The following is a 17,283-nucleotide window of genomic DNA, read 5'->3' on the forward strand; positions in this document are numbered from 1 at the left end:
GCCGTGGCCAAGGGCGTGATCCAGGCCGCGTGCAACGGGTTCGGCGACCATGCCGGCAGCGCGTACTTCTTCCAGGGCGAGCACTACGTGCGCTACGACTGGAAGAAGGACCACGCCTCCGACGGCTATCCGGCGAACCTCGCACTGTGGCGGCTCCCCGAGCCGTTCCGCTCGGGGGTCGATGCCGCGATCGACGGGCAGGAGGCGTTCGTCGGCAACACCTACTTCTTCAAGGACGGCTCGTACGTCCGTTACAGCTGGGCGCGCGACGCCGTGGACCGTGGACCGACCTCGGTGGCGAGCTGGGGACTGACGGGCGACCTGCAGAGGTTCGACACCGTGCTGAACGGGAGGGGGCTGTACGCCCGGTACGCCTACTTCTTCCGGGGATCCAGCTACGTCGCCTTCGACTGGGCGACCGACCGCCTCGACCCGACGCTGCGACCGCTGGCGGCCTGGAAGCTTCCCGGTGACTTCGTCGGTGGCGTCGACGCCGCGGTCAGCGGTCTGGGGCCCTACGACACCTCGTCCTACTTCTTCAAGGGATCCCGCTACGTCCGATACGCGTGGGACACCGACGCGACGGATCCGCCCCGCGACATCGTGGGCACGTGGTGGGGGGTGCCGGAGCTGCTCATGGTCGGAGACGCGCGGGCCCATGCCCTGCGCTGGGTGGCGGCAGCGCGGGCGGCCCTCGGCGCGTACGTCTCGGGAGGCGGCAGCGCACCCGGGGTCACGGCGGCGGCGCTCGCCACCCACTTCCGGCTGACGGCGGACAGGGTGCCGGAGTCGCGCGTGTTCTACGCCCGCACCGTGCTGGACGTCTACGACCGCGTCGCCCGGGCCCTGACCGCGACGCCGTCCCCGTTCCGGGCACGCACCGACGGCGAGGCGCGACAGGACAAGGGCGGTACGGCTCCCGACGGGATGCCTTACCCGATGTACACGGCCTTCGGCCAGCACATCAACGTGACGCGCGTCTTCACCACCTGCGGCCCGCTGTGCCGTGCCGCGATGGTGCTCCACGAGCCGGTGCACTACGTGGACCAGAAGGCTGACGGGGGCAACGACATCTACGAGCACCGGCCCGGCTACAGGACCATGACGATCGACCAGGCGGTTCACAACCCGTCGAGCTACGCGTGCTTCGCGCAGCACGTGTTCTACGGCTCGGACGAGCGCTACGGCGCGGCACGGCCGAACGAGTGAGCCCGGGGGTCAGCATCGGCGGCGACGCTGCTGACTCGCGCCCGGCGGCGGGCCAGCGCCGAGCCGCCCCGCCCCGGGTGGCGCGCCACCCCGTGGAGAGGGTGGCCGCGACGGAGGTCCCGGGACGGGGCGGGGATCGGGGTCAGCGGAGCGAGAGCTCCACGGGCACGGGCTTCGGCTCGAAGCCGGCCGCCTCGACGGCCTGCGGGTCGTGCAGCAGGCACGCGACCGACCGGCGGGGGTCGTCGCCCTCGACCAGGGGCGCGACGAGCTCCGGGGTCACCACGGCGCAGGCGTCGAACGCGTGCGCGCAGCGGTCCCGGTACGGGCAGCCCGAGGGCAGGTTCGACATGTCCGGGGGCGAGCCGGGGATGCCGGTGAGCTCGCGCCGCGGCCCGCGCAGGGGCGGGAACGAGTGCAGGAGCGCGTCGGAGTACGGGTGCCGCGGGCGTCGGTACATGTCCTGCGCCGAGGCGTCCTCGACGATCTCGCCGGCGTACATGATCGCGATGCGGTCGGCGATCTCGATGAGCAGCGAGACGTCGTGGGTGATGAAGATGACCGAGAACCCGAGCCGGTCCCGCAGCTCCGCGATCTGCTCCACGATCTGGCGCTGCATGACCACGTCGAGCGCCGTGGTCGGCTCGTCCATGATCAGCACCTGCGGGTCGAGGGCCAGCGCCATCGCGATCATCACGCGCTGCCGCATGCCGCCGGACAGCTGGTGCGGGTAGTCCCGCAGGCGGTCCGCGGAGATGCCGACCAGCTCGAGCATCCCGCCGGCCCGCTCGAGCGCCTCCTTCTTGCTGACGCCCGGCAGGTGCGCGGTGATGGCGTCGGCGATCTGCCGGCCGATCCGGAACACCGGGTTGAGCGAGTTCATCGCCCCCTGGAACACGATCGCGAGGTCCTGCCAGCGGGTGGCACGCAGCTCGTTGTCGTTGAGCGTGAGGATGTCGGTCTGCTGCCCGGAGCGGTCGGTGAAGATGACCTCGCCGCCCGTGATGAGCCCCGGCGGCGGGAGCAGGCGCGTCGCCGCGTAGGCGAGCGTCGACTTGCCGCATCCCGACTCGCCGGCCAGGCCGAGCACCTCGCCGCGGTTCAGCGTCAGCGACACCTGGCGCAGCACGTGCGTCGGGTCGTCGTCGTACCCGTAGTCGACCGAGAGGTTCTTGATCTCGAGCACGGGATCGGTGGCGGCGGCGTTCGCCCGGAACGCCCGCTGGGCTGCGACGGCGCTCATGCCCGGTCCTCCTTGGCCTCGTCGACGACCGGCGTGAAGCCGATGCGGGGACGGATCTTGCGCTGGCGCATGGTGCGGGCGTTGAGGCCCACCGACCGCAGGCGCGGGTTGACGAACTCGTCGATGCCGAAGTTCACCAGCGCGAGCGCGGTGCCGAGCAGCGCGATGAGCAGGCCGGCCGGGACGAACCACCACCAGGCGCCGCGCTGCAGGGCCAGCTGGGCCTGCGCCCAGTAGAGGACCGTGCCCCAGTTCCACTCGTTGGTGGGCGTGATGCCGACGAACGACAGCGTGATCTGCGAGAGGACCGCGAACCCGACCGTGCCGACGAAGCCCGCCGCGATGATGGCCGTGAGGTTGGGCAGGATCTCCGCGGTGATGATCCGCCAGGTGCTCTCGCCGTTGGCCCGCGCGGCCTCGACGAAGTCCCGTTTCCGCAGCGACAGCGTCTGGGCCCGCAGCACACGCGCGCCCCACGCCCAGCCGGTCGCGGCGATGACGAGCGCGACGGTCAGGCCGCCGGCCGAGGGCAGCTGCCCCGCGATGATGATGATGAGCGGGAGCTGCGGGATCACCAGGAACACGTTGGACAGCGCGGACAGGCCCTCGTCGCCGAACCCGCCGATGTAGCCCGCGGTCACGCCGACGATCACGCCGATCACTGTCGCCACGGTGCCGGCCACGAACCCGACCACCAGCACGCTGCGCGTGCCGAGGATCAGCTGGCTCATGATGTCCTGCCCCTGGTGCGTCGTGCCCATGAGGTGCTCCCACGAGGGGGGCTGCAGGATCGCCTTGCTGCGCTTGTTCGGGTCGTACGGCGCGATCCACGGCCCGATGAGGGCGATGAGGAAGAAGAACCCGAGGATCACCAGACCGGTGAGCGCCTTGGTGTTCCGCATGAACAGGAACCGGCGCTTGCCGGCGCGCGGGGGCGTGGCGTCCGGCGCGATCTCGAGGTCCTCGTAGATCGAGGTTTCGACAGTCATGTGTCAGCCCTCCTGTCGCGTGCGGGGGTCGAGCACGCCGTAGGCGAAGTCGGCCAGGATGTTGGCGAGCAGCACCGCGAAGGTGATCACCAGGAAGCAGCCCTGCATGAGGGGGTAGTCCTTCGCGTTGACCGCGCTGAACAGGTAGTAGCCGATGCCCTGGTACGAGAAGACGATCTCCATGACCAGGGTGCCGCCGACGATGAAGCCGAGCGACAGGGCGAAGCTGGACACCTGCGGCAGGATCGCGTTCCGCGCGGCGTAGCCCATCTGGACGGACCGCTCCTTGAGGCCCTTGGCCTGCGCGACGGTCACATAGTCCTCGGAGGACACGGTCACCATCATGTTGCGCATGCCGAGCATCCAGCCCGCGATCGACGACACCACGATCGTCATCGCCGGCAGGAACCCGTAGTAGATGACGGACCCCACGAACTCCCACGACAGGTTGGGCACCATGCTGCGGTCGTAGCTGCCGCTCGCCGGGAACCAGCCGAGCGTCACCGAGAACAGCGAGATGGCGATCAGCGCGAGCCAGAAGTACGGCACCGACGAGAAGAACGTCGACAGCGGCAGCAGGCCGTCGGCCCAGGTGCCGCGGCGCCAGCCGATCCCCATGCCCACCAGGGTGCCGATGGTGAAGCTGATGAGCGTCGCGATGCCGACGAGCCCGATGGTCCACGGCAGCGCCTGCTTGATCACGTCGATGACGGGCGTCATGTAGGTGAACGAGATGCCGAGGTTGCCGTGCAGGAGCAGCCGCCAGTACTCGACGTACTGGTCCCAGAGCGACATGTTCTTGTCCAGCCCGAACAACGTGCGCAGGGCCTCGGCCGCGTCGGGGCTGATGCGCCCCTGGTTCTTCGCGATCAGGGCGCTCACGGGATCGCCCGGCATGATCCGCGGGATGAAGAAGTTGATGGTGATCGCCGCCCAGGCGGTGATCAGGTAGAACACGATGCGTCGCGTGACGAACCTCATCGGTCGCCCTCCTTCACTGCCTCGACCACGGCGATGAGCGCCGCGTCGACCGCGGGTCGCTCGCCGTACGCGTCGAGCACCGAGCCGAGCGACGGGCGGTCCGGGCGGTCCGCGTAGCCCCAGCAGGCGGCCTCCCGTCCCTCGCCGACCGAGAGGAGCGGCGGCACCTCGGTGCGGCACACGTCGTTGGCGAACGGGCAGCGCGGGTTGAACCGGCACCCGCTGGGCGGCGCGACGAGGCTGGGCGCCTCGCCGCGGGCGCCGCGGGCGCGGGACTCGAGGTCGTCCGGGTCCGGCGCGGAACGCACCAGCAGCTGCGTGTACGGGTGCTTCGGGTCCTGCGTGACCGACTCGGAGTCCCCGGTCTCGACGATCCGGCCCGCGTACATGACCATCGTCGTGTCCGCGAAGTACCGGGCCGATGCGATGTCGTGCGTGATGTAGAGGATCGCGAGCTGCAGGCGGTCGCGCAGGTCGCGCAGCAGGTTGAGGATGCCGAGCCGGATCGACACGTCGAGCATCGAGATCGGCTCGTCGGCCAGCAGCACCTCGGGGTCCGCGGCGAGCGCGCGGGCGATGGCGACGCGCTGGCGCTGCCCGCCGGAGAGCTCGTGCGGGAACTTGTCGATGTACCGGGCGGCCGGGCGCAGCTGGACGCGGTCCAGCAGCTCCTCGAGCGCCGCCTCGAGCTCGACGCCGCGCAGCCGGCCGCGGTGGATCTTCAGGCTGCGGGTGAGCGTGTACCGGACGGTGTGCACGGGGTTCAGCGACCCGAAGGGGTCCTGGAAGATCATCTGGACCCGGCGCACGTAGGCGCCGAACGCGCGACGGTTCTTCGCCGTCGCGTCCTGCCCGTGCAGCAGGAGCTGCCCGCCCGTGACGGGCATCAGCTGCGCGAGCAGCCGGGCGATCGTGGACTTGCCGGAGCCCGACTCCCCCACCAGCGCGACCACCTTGCCGCGGTACAAGGACAGGTTCACGTCGTCCACGGCGTGCACGACCTTGTGCGAGCGGAAGCCGCGGACGGGGAAGTGCTTGCGCAGGTCGACCGCCTGCAGGACTGGGGCATCTTCGTGCGGGGAGCTCATCGGGTCACCTTGCGTGTCAGTGTGCGGGCCGGCCACGGGGTGCGGCGGGCGAGTGGGTACTCTGCGGACCCGTCGGCTGCGGGTTCGCGTACGGGTCCTCATCGGTCGGGAAGCCCGTGTAGTTGACCGTCGAGTACTGCGCGACGGCCGGGCGGGACCAGATGACCAGGCCCGGGACGTCCTCGACGAAGTGCTTCTGGACGACGTCCAGGGCTGCGGCGCGGTCCTCGTCCGAGGTGCCGGCCTTGAAGTCGGCCAGCGCCGCGGTGACCTCGTCGTTCTGGTAGCGACCGAAGTTCCAGGTCGCCGACTGACCGAGCGGCACGTAGGACGCGCCGTCCATGATGTTGGAGTACATGTTCCACGGCGTCGAGCCACCGTCGGTCCAGTGCAGCGATGCCTGGAAGTTGCCGAAGGGGATGATGTCGTTGAACCACGTGTCCTGCACGACGCCCTCGACCGTGGCCTCGGCGCCGAGCGCCTTGGCACCCTCGCCTATGATGCCGAGCGCGTCCAGGTAGTCGGTCCAGCCGGTCGGGTTCTGCAGCTTGAAGGAGACCTTCTCGCCGTCGGGGTCGACCAGCGCGTCGCCGTCCCACGTGTAGCCGGCGTCGGTGAGCACCTGCTTGGCGCCCGCGACGTCGACCGACAGCTCGTCGTTCGCGTACGCGTCCGAGATGAACGCGTCGCCCGAGGGCTGCGGCAGGCCGGTCACGCTCTTGATCTGCGGCCACACGCCGTAGCCGGCGGTCGCCGAGATGTCCGCGCGGTCCACGACCATGTTCAGCGCCTTGCGGAACGCCACGTCGTTGAACGGCTTCGTCTCGTTGTTCAGGTAGAGCACGTCGACGCCGAAGCCGCCGCCCGCCACCTGGTGGAAGTGGTCGGGGTCCTTGGCGATGAACGTGTTCTCGAAGTCCGGGATGAACGTCCAGCCCCACTGCGCCTCACCCGTGGTGAGGGCCGTGGTCAGACCCGCGTTGTCGTTGAACGTGTCGTACCGGAGCGTGCCGACGAGCGGCTTGGTGCCCCAGTAGTCCGTGTTCGGCTCGAGCGTCACCGACTGCGGCGTGAACGACTTGAGCTTGAACGGGCCGGTGCCCACCATCTCGTCGTCGGTCCACTTGACGGGGTCCTGACCGTCCCAGAGGTGCTTCGGGACGATGAGGAGCTTGAGCAGCTTGTCGCGGTTGACGTACTGGCCCGACAGGAAGTTCACCGTGACCTTGTTGCCGTCGACCGTGATGTCGCCGTACTGGTCGGGGAAGTCGGTGTTCAGCTCCTTGTTGTCCTTGCGGAGCTGGATCGAGAACGCGATGTCGTCGGCGGTGAAGTCCGTGCCGTCCGACCACTTGACGCCGTCGCGAGCGGTGATCACGGCCTGCGTCGAGTCGGGGTTCCACTCGACGGACTCGGCGAGCCAGGGCGTCGGGGGGTCCGTCGGCTTGAGCTCGTTGACCTGCATGAGCGACTCGTAGACAGCGAACGCGTACCCGAGCGAGAGCGACGCGGAGCCGGTCGCGAGCGGGTTCTGGTTGGGCTGCTGCGGGCCGTTCGGCATGCCGATCGTCAGGATCTTGTCCGAGGCGCCACCGGTACCGCCGGACGAGTCGTCGCTGCTGCCCCCGCCGCCGGAGCAGGCGGTGGCGAGCAACGCGAGGGTGGCTGCCGTAGCGACCACCGTCGAGAGCTTGCGGATTCTCACGAGTGCCTCCTTGCACTGATGTCGGAACTGCGGGTCGTTCACTTCTGGTACCGGCCCGACGGGACTGCGGATCTCGTCGGACCGGAGCTGCTGTGCCTGGTCGGGCTGCAGGTCTGTGCGACTACGCCGGCGCGGTCCTGGGGAGGGCCACGTCGACCGTGAGGCGCAGGTCGGTCGAGGACCGGCCTACGCGGATCGGGTAGGTACCGGCCGGGGTCACCCAGCCGGGCTGTGCCGAGTCCCAGGTGCGGAACGCTCGCGCGTCGACCCGCACCTGGACGTGTGCGTGCGCGCCAGCGGCGGCGTGCACGACAGCGAAGCCGCCGAGCCAGCGGGAAGGACGATCAGCGACGCCCCCTGCTGTGCCTTCACCTGGCGGCTCGACGTACACCTGGACCACCTCGCGCCCGTCACGGGCGCCGGTGTTGCGGACGGTGACGTCCAGGACGACGGACCCGTCGGGCTCGAGCTCCGTCGTCACGGCGTCGTACTCCCACGTGGTCCAGCCGAGGCCGTGACCGAAGGGCGCCGCGGGGGTGCGGTCCAGCCGGAGCCACGAGCGGTACCCGACGTGGATGCCCTCGTGGTACTCGACGACACCGTCGACCGGGACCGCGTCGGGCACCGGCACGTCCGACTCGTGCGCCGGGAGCGTCCAGGGCAGCCGACCGGTCGGCTCGGTGACGCCGGTGAGCACGTCCGCGAGCGCCTCGGGCCACTCCTGGCCGCCGAGCCACGCCCACACCACGCACGGCACCTCGTCCAGCCAGGGCAGCAGCACCGGGGCGCCGGCGTTGACGACGACGATCGTGCGGGGGTTCGCGGCGAGCGCGGCCTTGACCAGCTGGTCCTGCGTGCCGGGCAGCGCGAGGCTCGTGCGGTCGTAGCCCTCGGACTMGATCTCCTCGTTCGTCCCGACGACGACGACAGCGAGGTCGGCCGCGGCGGCGGCGTCGACGGCGACCGCGAGCAGCTCGTCGGGCGACGTGCCGGGCACCCGGTGCACCAGCTCGGCGCGGGCGAAGCTCGCGTACCCGACCGGGTGGACCGCCTGCACGACGGCGTCGATCTCAACCGTCGTCGGCTCGGTCACGTCGATGACCAGGGTGGCCGGCGGCGGCTGGTTCACGCTGGAGTCCAGGATGACCTCGGCCCCGACGACGCGGTCGCCGGTCGAGAGCACCTGCCCGCCGACGGTGATCGAGTGCTTGCCGACCGTGCCGACGCCCACCTCGTGCCGTCCCGGCTCGTCCAGGCGGACCGTGGTGCGGATGCGCAGCGCGGCGGCGGGGCCGGGGACCTCGCGCAGCCAGCCGTTCCACTCGGTCACGTCGGCGGCGGTGAGCACGGTGCCGTCGGCGTCGAGCAGCTCGCCGAGCGCGCCGACGTGCCCCTCGGGCGTGGTGCACCGGCCCGCGAGGTCGAGCGACGGGGGCAGCAGCCGGGACACCGCGCCGGGGTGCGTCGCGATCTCGACCTCGCCGAACGCCTCGCGCAGCGCGGCCTCGGGCGTCGACAGGTGGTCCGGACGGACGAACGCCGAGCCGCCGCCCTGCACGAACGGGTGAACGGCGTTGGGCCCGAGCAGGGCGATCCGGGTGACGTCGTCGGGTGAGACGGGCAGCGCGTGCTCGTCGTCGCGGAGCACCACCATCGACCGCGACCCCAGCTCGCGCAGCACGCCACGCACGTCGACGTCGGCCACGCGGTCGCGGTCGGCCCCGGACGGCTCGACGCCCTCGAGGGCGCCCACGCGCTGGGCCAGGCGCAGCAGGCGCACGACCTTCTCGTCGAGAAGCGCCTCGCTGACCTCGCCGGCGCGCACGGCGTCGAGCAGGCCGTCGCCCCACGGTCCGTCGGGCCCGGGCATCTGCAGGTCGAGCCCGCCCTCGGCGGCGCCGGCCACCGACTTCGTGGCCACCCAGTCGCTCAGGACGACGCCGTCGAAGCCCCACTCGTCCTTGAGCACCCCGGTGAGCAGCGGGCGGTGCTCGGCGACCGTCGCGGCCGTCGTCCCGTCGTCGACGCCCGAGTACGCGCTCATGACCGACCACGCCTGCGCCTCGTGCACGAGCTGCTCGAACGGCGCGAGGTAGACCTCGCGCAGCGTCTTCTCGTCGACGCGCGACAGGTACGTGGTGCGCTGCGTCTCGGAGTCGTTGGCGACGAAGTGCTTGACGCACATGCCGACGCCGCGGTCCTGCGCCGAGCGGACGACGTGCACGGCGATCGCGCCGGTCAGCAGCGGGTCCTCGGAGTAGCACTCGAAGTGCCGCCCGCCGACGGGCGTGCGCTGCAGGTTCACCTGCGGGGCGAGCACGACGTCGACGCCGTGGCGGCGCGCCTCGGCGGCGAACACGTGCCCGAGCTCGTCGGCGAGGTCGACGTCCCAGGTCGCGGCCAGCGCGCTGGGCGCGGGGAAGGACGCCGACGTCTCGTCGGCGGACTCGGACACGCCGCGCACGCCGGCGGGGCCGTCGGAGACGTGCATGGCCCGCAGGCCGATGTGCGGGATCGCGGTGGTGGACCAGAGCCCGGCGCCGACGACGAGGCGGACCTTCTCCTCCAGGGAGAGGGCAGCCAGCAGCCCGTCGAGGGGCGAGAGAGGCCGTTCAGCCGTGGGCGGCTGGGTGGCCGTGTCGAGTGACACAGCGCGTGCTCCGATCGGACGTCGTTGTCTTCTGCCGAGAATGAAAGCACAACTTACTGACCTGTCAGTAAGTGCGATGATCACAGTATGGTTTCAGTCATGGACGACGACGTTCCCCCCGCCGCAGCGCCGAAGCGCCGCGCGCGGCAGCCCCGCCAGGCCACCGCCGAGCGCCGGGCGGAGATCCTGCGGGCCGCCGCCAACACCTTCGGGTCCAAGGGGTACAAGAACGGGTCGCTCACGGAGGTCGCCGAGCAGGTCGGCATCACCCACGCCGGCGTGCTGCACCACTTCGGCTCGAAGGAGCAGCTCCTCGTCGAGGTGCTCGAGTTCCGCGACAAGGAGGACGTCCGCGACCTCGAGGGCCAGCACATCCCGAACGGCATGGAGCTGTTCCGGCACCTCATGCGCACCGCGCGGATGAACGTCGATCGCCCGGGCATCGTGCAGGGCTACTCGGTGCTCACCGGCGAGTCCGTCACCGAGAACCACCCCGCCCGCGCGTGGGTGACCGACCGGTTCACCATCCTGCGCGGGGAGATCCAGGCGGCGATCATGGAGGTCGGCGGCGGCACCGTGCCCGACGACGTCGCGGCGTGCGCGGCCAGCTCGATCATCGGCGTCATGGACGGGCTGCAGGTGCAGTGGCTCCTCGACGACGGCGTCGACCTGCCGGCCGCCACGCAGTTCGCCATCGAGGCGATCCTCGCCGCCGCTCTGCTCGGTTCGGATCGCCCGCACCCGCTGGACTGACCCTCAGACATTTCACAGGTTCGCTCCAGGCTGCCGCCAGGAAGCAGTTCGAGTCTGTGGTCATGACGACGACCACCCTCCGCCGACCGGACGCCCTGACCCGTGCCGACGGCTCCCCCGTCCGTGCGCTCGTGGTCGACGACGAGCCCACCCTGGCCGAGCTGCTCTCCACCGCCCTGCGCTACGAGGGCTGGCAGGTGGACCACGCGCTGAGCGGCCACGCCGCCGTCCGCGCCKCCAAGGCCCTCGACCCCGACGTCATCGTGCTGGACGTCATGCTGCCGGACCTGTCGGGCATCGACGTGCTGCGCCGCGTGCGCGCCACGCACCCCAACGTCCCCGTCCTGTTCCTCACCGCCAAGGACGCCGTCGAGGACCGGATCGCCGGCCTCACCGCCGGTGGCGACGACTACGTCACCAAGCCGTTCAGCCTCGAGGAGGTCGTCGCGCGGCTGCGCGCCCTCCTGCGCCGCACGGGTGCCGTGTCGTCCCGCGAGGAGGCCGTGCTCGTCGTCGGCGACCTGACCATGGACGAGGACAGCCACGAGGTGACCCGCGGCGGCGAGGACATCCGCCTCACCGCGACCGAGTTCGAGCTGCTCCGCTACTTCATGCGCAACCCCAAGCGCGTGCTGTCGAAGGCCCAGATCCTCGACCGTGTCTGGCAGTACGACTTCGGCGGCCAGGCCAACATCGTCGAGCTCTACGTGTCCTACCTGCGCCGCAAGATCGACAAGGGGCGCACGCCGATGCTGCACACCCTGCGCGGGGTCGGCTACGTGCTGAAGCCCTCCACCTGAGAGTGGCCGTCGGCATGGGCACCCGGCCGCGGTGGACGCTGCGCCGACGACTGGTCGTGGTCGTCGTCGCGCTCGTCGCCGTCGTCGCGGCCGCCATGGGAACCATCTCGACGCTCGCGCTGCACAGCTCGCTGATCACCCAGCTGGACGAGAAGCTGGCCGCCGCCAACCGGCGTGCCGCGGACTTCCCGGGCCGCCAGGTCGGCGGCAACCCGTCCGCGGGCCCGATCTTCGCGCCTCCGACGGACGGGACGGTCACCGTCCGGCCCGGGCAGGACGCCGGCACCGTCAACGTCGAGCAGCCTGCGGGCGTCGACCCCGCCGACCTCACGGTGTTCCAGGCCGGCTACGTCGCCGACGACGGCACGCCCACCGCGCTCACCCCGACCCAGGTCGAGCAGATGCTCGCCGTCCCCACCGACGGGCAGCCCGTCTCGATCAGCCTCACCGGGCTCGGCGCGTACCGGGCCGTCGCCACCCTCTCGGACACCGGCACGACGAGCGTCACCGCGCTGCCCTCCGCCGCCGTGACCAGCACCGTCACCACGTTCGTCGTCGTCGAGGTCGTCGTCGCCGCCCTCGCCCTGCTCTGCGCCGCCGCCGCCGGGCTCGTGCTCGTCCGCCGCGAGCTGCGGCCCCTGGACCGCGTGGTCGGCACCGCCAACCGCGTCGCCAAGCTCCCCCTCGACCGCGGCGAGGTCGTCCTCGCCGACCGCGTGCCCGCCCAGGACACCGACCCCGCCACCGAGGTCGGCCAGGTCGGCGCCGCGCTCAACGAGCTGCTCGGGCACGTCGAGCGGGCCCTCGCCTCCCGGCACGAGTCCGAGTCGCAGGTGCGCCAGTTCGTCGCCGACGCCAGCCACGAGCTGCGCACCCCGCTCGCCTCGATCCGCGGGTACGCCGAGCTGGTCCGGCGCTCGCCCGAGGACTTGCCCGTCGGCGCCCTGCAGGCCATGTCGCGCGTCGAGTCCGAGTCCCTGCGCATGACCGCCCTGCTCGAGGACATGCTGCTGCTCGCGCGCCTCGACGCCGGCCGCCCGCTGRCGTCGGAACCCGTGGACCTGACCGTGCTCGCCATCGACGCCGTCACCGACGCCCACGCCGCCGGCCCCGACCACGACTGGCGGCTCGACCTGCCCGATCCCTCCGACGACGACGACCTCCTCCTCGTGGCCGGCGACGACCACCGCCTGCGCCAGGTGCTCGCGAACCTGCTCTCCAACGCGCGGCTGCACACGCCCGCCGGCACCGCCGTGACGGTCCGCGTCCGCCGGACCGGCGCTGCGGTCGTGGTCCAGGTCGCCGACGACGGACCCGGCATCCCGGCCGCCCTGCGCGAGAGCCTGTTCCAGCGCTTCACCCGCGGCGACGCCTCCCGCAACAGCGCCACCGGCTCCACCGGCCTGGGCCTCGCCATCGTCCACGCCGTGGTCACGGCCCACGGCGGCAGCATCACGGTCGACAGCGTCACCAGCGTCGGCCGCGGCACCACGTTCACCGTCACGCTCCCGGCCGCCCTGACGACAGCCCCGACCCCAGCCGCCCGCACCCCCGCACGCCTCTGACGCACACGCGGCCCACACGGCGAACACGCCAACGTCCGCACATCTACGGGTCAGGACCCCACTAAGCGCGGACGTCCCCCACCCCCACCGCCAATGTCCGCACATCTACGGGTCAGGACCCCACTAAGCGCGGACGTCCCGCACCACCAAGCGCGGACGTCCCGGTTCCCGGTGGCCGGGATCGTCGGGGCACGGGAGCCTGGTCCCGATGGCCGACGGATTCTCCGAGGAGTGGTGATGGCTGATCTCAGCAAGGCGTTCAGCGGGTTCTCGACCGACGACGTCCCGGCGGCGCGGGCGTTCTACGCCGACGTGCTCGGGCTCGACGTCACGGAGGAGAACGGGATGCTCTTCCTGCACTTCGAGGGCGGCCACGACGTGCTCGTCTATCCCAAGGGGTCCGCGCACACGCCGGCGACGTACACCGTGCTCAACTTCCCCGTCGAGGACGTGCCCGGCACGGTGGCGGAGCTGCGCGAGCGCGGGGTCCGGTTCGAGAAGTACGAGGGGACGCCGGGTGAGACAGACGACGACTTCGTCTTCCGCAAGGGCGGCCCGCTGATCGCGTGGTTCACGGACCCCGCGGGCAACGTCCTGTCGATCATCGCGGCCAGCTGACCACCGCTCCAGAGACCGAGCAGGCCATGAGCGTCGCCATCGCGCCGGATGGCGACGCTCATGGCCTGGTCGCCCTCGCGACATGCCGCGGGCACGCTGCGCCGGGCGTCGGTCGGGCGCGTCGCCGGACGAGCCCGACATGAGTGACGTCCGGACGCGCTCAGGCGTCACTCATGTCGGGTTCGGCGCGGCCTACAGCGGGAACGCGTTGTAGAAGTCGACGACGTCCGCGACCGGGACCGTGGCCTGGAAGACCGTCGAGCCGTTGGTCCAGACGGCGATGCCGTTGCCGTCGCCGGCGTCGGCGATCGAGTACGTGCCGGCCTTCGCGCCGCCCGCGGTGACATCCCCGCTCGCCGGCAGGGTCGGACCGTCGGCCGACGCCGACGGGGAGGGCGCCGCGGCCGGGAGGGCCGCGACGAGCGTCGCCGCGAAGGCCGTCGCCTCCTCGGGCGTCTCCCACTGGCCCGACCGCACGGTGACGGTCCCGCTGCCCCCGTCGGTGTAGGTCTCGGTGTACGCCTCGATCGCACCGGCGCCCTGCCACTCGGTGTCGGCGGCCGACGTGGCGAGCGCGTACTGCAGGACGCTCGTGGGCAACGCCGAGGCGAAGGCTGTCGTCGCCGTGCGGGCCACGGGGGCGACGGTCGGCGTCGGGGACGGCAGCAGCACGGTGGACGCGGCGGCCGGCGGCGGGGTCTCCGTCGAGTCGCCCTTCGAGCTGGTGACGATCGCGATGATGATCGCGGCGGCGACGAGGACAACGACGCCGATGATGACCGGGATCAGCCAGCGGGGCCGCCCGGACGACGCCGCCGCGGGCGGCTCCTGCTCGATGGTCGGCGCCGTGGACGCCTGCGGCGCCGACGCGCCGGGAACGGGTGCGAACGCGGGCGTGGCGGGTGCGGGACCCGGGGAGGGCGACGGGGTCGGCGGCACCGGAGTGGTCGGCGGCTGCGCCTGCCAGCTGGTGATCGGCGGTGGCGTCGGCCGCTCGGGGCCGGGACGGCCGGTGTCGCTCATCGGGGCTCCCCCTTGCATCGCATCGCCCGAACCCTCGTCGGACGACCCGCAGCCTACCGACGCGACCTCACCCCACGACGTCACGGCGCCGGAATGCGGCGAGCCCTCCCCAGATCAACCCGACCGCGACCACGCAGAGCACGAGCACCGGCGGCCAGTCCATCGCCTCGGCCGGGAGCTGCGGCGTGTACGTGAACGGCGAGAGGGCGTCGGTGCCGTCGGGGAGGAGCTGCCCGAACAGCCCGACGACGGCCACGTACGCGACGTAGGCCCACACGAGCCCGAACGCGCGGGGAGCCACGCCCATGACGACGACCGCCAGGCCGAGCAGGATGCCGATCGCGGGCAGGGTGACGGCCGCCGCGCCGAGGAGCCTGCCGACCCACGACCCCTCGCCGAGGGACACCGCCGCCAGGGCGCCCATGAGCACGCCGGTCACGAGCATCATCAGCGCCGCCGCGACCCCGGCGACACCTACCTGGGATCCCAGCCAGCGCACCCGCGAGACGGGACCGGCCAGCACCATCGCACCGCGGGTCGCGACCTCCTCCGAGCGCGCCGCGCCGACCGCGGTCGCGGCGTACGCCCCCGCCGTGACCGCGAGGAACACGGTGTAGAGCGAGAAGGCCGACGCGGCCGCACCGTTGGCGCCGCCGGGGAAGATCTGCGCCAGCTGCGGTTCGTCGGCGATGAAGTCCACCAGCGAGCCCGCCAGCAGGCCGATGAACCCGCCCATGATGACGATGCCCAGGCCCCAGGACAGGATCGAGCCGGTCTGGCGACGCAGCGTCAGGGCAACCATCCCAGTCAGGCGTGCCGACGCCCGCGGGCGCCCGAGCCGCTCGGCCAGCAGCCCGGTGCCGAGGTCGCGACGCCCGACCAGCGCGAACGCGACGACGACGAGGGCCGCGGCGACGACGAGTCCGATGGCCAGCGGCCAGAACCGCTCGTCGACGTACGCGCGCGTCGCCTGCGCCCAGCCGAAGGGCGAGAGCCACGTGAGGACGCTCGTGCTCTCGGGGCCGCGCACGTCGCCCACGGCTCGCAGCAGGAACGCGACGCCGAGCACGGCCATGCCCAGCGACGTGGCCGCGCGGGCGTGCGCCGTGAGCTGCGAGGCGACGGCCGAGACACCCGCGAAGACGAGCCCGACCATGACGATGCCACCCGTGAGCGCCAGCGACCCGACCGGGTCGAGCTCGGTCGACAGGAGGGCCAGGAACGTCAGGCCGCCGACCGCGACGGTGGCGACGACTGCGGCGACGAGACCGGCGACCACCGGCGCGTCGCGGCCGACGGGGCCCGACCGCACCAGCTCCAGACGGCCGTCCTCCTCCTCGGCGCGCAGGTGCCGCGTGACCGTCAGCAGGGCCATGATCGCGACCGGGATCATGATCCAGAGGCCCAGCTCGTTGGCCGTCATCGCGCCGACCGTGTAGTTGTCCAGCCCGTACCCGGGGCCCGCCAGGGCGGTCGCCGCGGGCGACGAGATGAGCTGGGCGCGGCCGGCGAGCGCCTCGGGCGTCGTGTAGACCTGCGAGAGCGAGCTGACCGACACCTGCGTCAGCCCGGCCACGGCGACGGCCCAGATCAGGGTGCGCCAGCGGTCGAGCCGCAGGGCGACACGGACCAGGTGGCGGGTCCCGGTGAGCTCGCTGCCGCCGACGTCCACCGCCGTGGTCATCGGGACGCCTCCGGCACGCTCGTGCCTGCTGCGTCTCCGACGCTCGTCCCTGCTGCGTCTCCGACGCCCAGCGTGGCCAGCTCGTCGCTGTACTCGCGCAGGAACAGGTCCTCCAGCGTCGGCGGGTGCGCGGTCAGCGACTGGACGCCGAAGGTGGTCAGTCGCACGAGCACGTCGTTGAGCGAGGCCGTGTCGACGTCCACGGTCAGGTGCCCGTCGGCCCGCTGGACGTGCTGCACGGAGCCGACCTCCGCGAGCGCGCGCTCGGCCTCGTCGGCGTCGCGGAGCCCGACGGTGACCGTCGTGCGCGTCAGGCTGCGCAGCTCCTCGAGCGAGCCGCTCTGGACCGCGCGACCCTGCCGGATGATCGTCACGCGCCGGCACAGGGCCTCGACCTCGGCCAGGATGTGGCTGGACAGCAGCACGGTGCGCCCGTCGGCGGCGGCCTCGTGCACCACCTGCTGGAACACCGCCTCCATCAGGGGGTCCAGGCCGCTGGTCGGCTCGTCCATGAGCAGCAGCTCGACGTCCGCCGCCAGCGCCGCGACCAGCGCGACCTTCTGCCGGTTGCCCTTCGAGTACGCGCGGCCCTTGATCCGGGGGTCCAGCTCGAACCGGTCGACCAGGGCGTCGCGACGCTTCGGGTCCAGGCCGCCGCGCAGGCGCCCGAGCACGTCGATCGACTCACCGCCCGTGAGGTTGGGCCAGAGGTTGACCTCGCCCGGCACGTAGGCGAGCCGGCGGTGCAGCGCGACCGCGTCGCGCCACGGGTCCCCACCGAGCAGCCGGACCTCGCCGGCGTCGGCCTTGAGCAGACCCAGGAGCACGCGGATGGTGGTCGACTTCCCCGCGCCGTTGGGCCCCAGGAAGCCGTGCACCTCCCCCGTGCGGACGGTGAGGTCGAAGCCGTCGAGCGCGCGCTTGGCGCCGAACGACTTGACGAGCCCGCTGACGGCGATCGCATTCTCGGTCATG

The 17,283-nt window shown here is 71.9% G+C and carries 14 protein-coding genes; 5 read left to right on the forward strand and 9 right to left on the reverse strand.

Features of this window, described 5'->3' with window-relative positions; genetic code table 11:
• Positions 1-3: 3 nt before the first annotated feature.
• Positions 4-1,209: a hypothetical protein gene (locus AC1DQC_RS13590; RefSeq protein ID WP_477051774.1), complete on the forward strand. Its 1,206-nt coding sequence runs from the start codon at positions 4-6 to the stop codon at positions 1,207-1,209.
• A 142-nt stretch (positions 1,210-1,351) separates the two neighbouring features.
• Here the strand turns inward: AC1DQC_RS13590 and AC1DQC_RS13595 are convergent, their stop codons facing one another.
• The 6 genes from AC1DQC_RS13595 to AC1DQC_RS13620 all read right to left on the reverse strand — a co-directional run bounded on the left by AC1DQC_RS13595 (position 1,352) and on the right by AC1DQC_RS13620 (position 9,865).
• Positions 1,352-2,452, reverse strand: coding sequence for an ABC transporter ATP-binding protein (locus AC1DQC_RS13595; RefSeq protein WP_477051775.1), 1,101 nt, complete (start codon positions 2,450-2,452; stop codon positions 1,352-1,354).
• On the reverse strand, positions 2,449-3,441 hold the full coding sequence (locus AC1DQC_RS13600) for an ABC transporter permease (RefSeq protein ID WP_477051776.1): 993 nt from the start codon (positions 3,439-3,441) through the stop codon (positions 2,449-2,451). The genes AC1DQC_RS13595 and AC1DQC_RS13600 overlap by 4 nt, the downstream gene beginning before the upstream one ends.
• Before the next feature lie 3 nt (positions 3,442-3,444).
• Positions 3,445-4,422, reverse strand: coding sequence for an ABC transporter permease (locus tag AC1DQC_RS13605; RefSeq protein ID WP_477051777.1), 978 nt, complete (start codon positions 4,420-4,422; stop codon positions 3,445-3,447).
• Entirely contained in the window at positions 4,419-5,510 is a 1,092-nt protein-coding gene (locus AC1DQC_RS13610; RefSeq protein ID WP_477051778.1) for an ABC transporter ATP-binding protein, read from the reverse strand. The genes AC1DQC_RS13605 and AC1DQC_RS13610 overlap by 4 nt, the downstream gene beginning before the upstream one ends.
• 16 nt (positions 5,511-5,526) lie before the next feature.
• A complete protein-coding gene (locus tag AC1DQC_RS13615) occupies positions 5,527-7,215 on the reverse strand; it encodes an ABC transporter substrate-binding protein (protein ID WP_477051779.1) in 1,689 nt (562 codons plus the stop codon).
• Between the two features lie 121 nt (positions 7,216-7,336).
• On the reverse strand, positions 7,337-9,865 hold the full coding sequence (locus AC1DQC_RS13620; RefSeq protein ID WP_477051780.1) for a beta-d-glucosidase: 2,529 nt from the start codon (positions 9,863-9,865) through the stop codon (positions 7,337-7,339).
• Between the two features lie 99 nt (positions 9,866-9,964).
• Between AC1DQC_RS13620 and AC1DQC_RS13625 the strand changes: the two genes are divergently transcribed.
• The 4 genes from AC1DQC_RS13625 (at position 9,965) to AC1DQC_RS13640 (ending at position 13,601) form a co-directional block, all read left to right on the forward strand.
• Positions 9,965-10,618, forward strand: a complete 654-nt coding sequence (locus tag AC1DQC_RS13625; protein WP_477051781.1) for a TetR/AcrR family transcriptional regulator — start codon at positions 9,965-9,967, stop codon at positions 10,616-10,618.
• A 62-nt stretch (positions 10,619-10,680) separates the two neighbouring features.
• On the forward strand, positions 10,681-11,418 hold the full coding sequence (locus AC1DQC_RS13630) for a response regulator transcription factor (RefSeq protein WP_477051782.1): 738 nt from the start codon (positions 10,681-10,683) through the stop codon (positions 11,416-11,418).
• A gap of 14 nt (positions 11,419-11,432) precedes the next feature.
• Positions 11,433-12,983 (forward strand): sensor histidine kinase, encoded by a 1,551-nt coding sequence (locus tag AC1DQC_RS13635; protein ID WP_477051783.1) that lies wholly within the window; start codon positions 11,433-11,435, stop codon positions 12,981-12,983.
• 237 nt (positions 12,984-13,220) lie between these two features.
• Positions 13,221-13,601, forward strand: a complete 381-nt coding sequence (locus AC1DQC_RS13640; protein ID WP_477051784.1) for a VOC family protein — start codon at positions 13,221-13,223, stop codon at positions 13,599-13,601.
• 192 nt (positions 13,602-13,793) lie between these two features.
• Here the strand turns inward: AC1DQC_RS13640 and AC1DQC_RS13645 are convergent, their stop codons facing one another.
• The 3 genes from AC1DQC_RS13645 to AC1DQC_RS13655 all read right to left on the reverse strand — a co-directional run bounded on the left by AC1DQC_RS13645 (position 13,794) and on the right by AC1DQC_RS13655 (position 17,282).
• Complete coding sequence (locus AC1DQC_RS13645) at positions 13,794-14,624, reverse strand: hypothetical protein (RefSeq protein WP_477051785.1); 831 nt, start codon at positions 14,622-14,624, stop codon at positions 13,794-13,796.
• 67 nt (positions 14,625-14,691) lie between these two features.
• Positions 14,692-16,308 (reverse strand): ABC transporter permease, encoded by a 1,617-nt coding sequence (locus tag AC1DQC_RS13650; RefSeq protein ID WP_477051786.1) that lies wholly within the window; start codon positions 16,306-16,308, stop codon positions 14,692-14,694.
• Entirely contained in the window at positions 16,305-17,282 is a 978-nt protein-coding gene (locus AC1DQC_RS13655) for an ABC transporter ATP-binding protein (protein WP_477051787.1), read from the reverse strand. The genes AC1DQC_RS13650 and AC1DQC_RS13655 overlap by 4 nt, the downstream gene beginning before the upstream one ends.
• Between the last annotated feature and the right edge of the window lies 1 nt (position 17,283).

Source organism: Cellulomonas sp. P4_H12 (assembly GCF_056400905.1).

Coding starts and splice junctions, on each gene's coding strand:
- AC1DQC_RS13595 (WP_477051775.1), bottom strand. CDS start 2,452: ATGAGCGCCGTCGCAGCCCAGCGGGCGTTCCGGGCGAACGCCGCCGCC.
- AC1DQC_RS13600 (WP_477051776.1), bottom strand. CDS start 3,441: ATGACTGTCGAAACCTCGATCTACGAGGACCTCGAGATCGCGCCGGAC.
- AC1DQC_RS13605 (WP_477051777.1), bottom strand. CDS start 4,422: ATGAGGTTCGTCACGCGACGCATCGTGTTCTACCTGATCACCGCCTGG.
- AC1DQC_RS13610 (WP_477051778.1), bottom strand. CDS start 5,510: ATGAGCTCCCCGCACGAAGATGCCCCAGTCCTGCAGGCGGTCGACCTG.
- AC1DQC_RS13625 (WP_477051781.1), top strand. CDS start 9,965: ATGGACGACGACGTTCCCCCCGCCGCAGCGCCGAAGCGCCGCGCGCGG.
- AC1DQC_RS13640 (WP_477051784.1), top strand. CDS start 13,221: ATGGCTGATCTCAGCAAGGCGTTCAGCGGGTTCTCGACCGACGACGTC.
- AC1DQC_RS13645 (WP_477051785.1), bottom strand. CDS start 14,624: ATGAGCGACACCGGCCGTCCCGGCCCCGAGCGGCCGACGCCACCGCCG.
- AC1DQC_RS13650 (WP_477051786.1), bottom strand. CDS start 16,308: ATGACCACGGCGGTGGACGTCGGCGGCAGCGAGCTCACCGGGACCCGC.
- AC1DQC_RS13655 (WP_477051787.1), bottom strand. CDS start 17,282: ATGACCGAGAATGCGATCGCCGTCAGCGGGCTCGTCAAGTCGTTCGGC.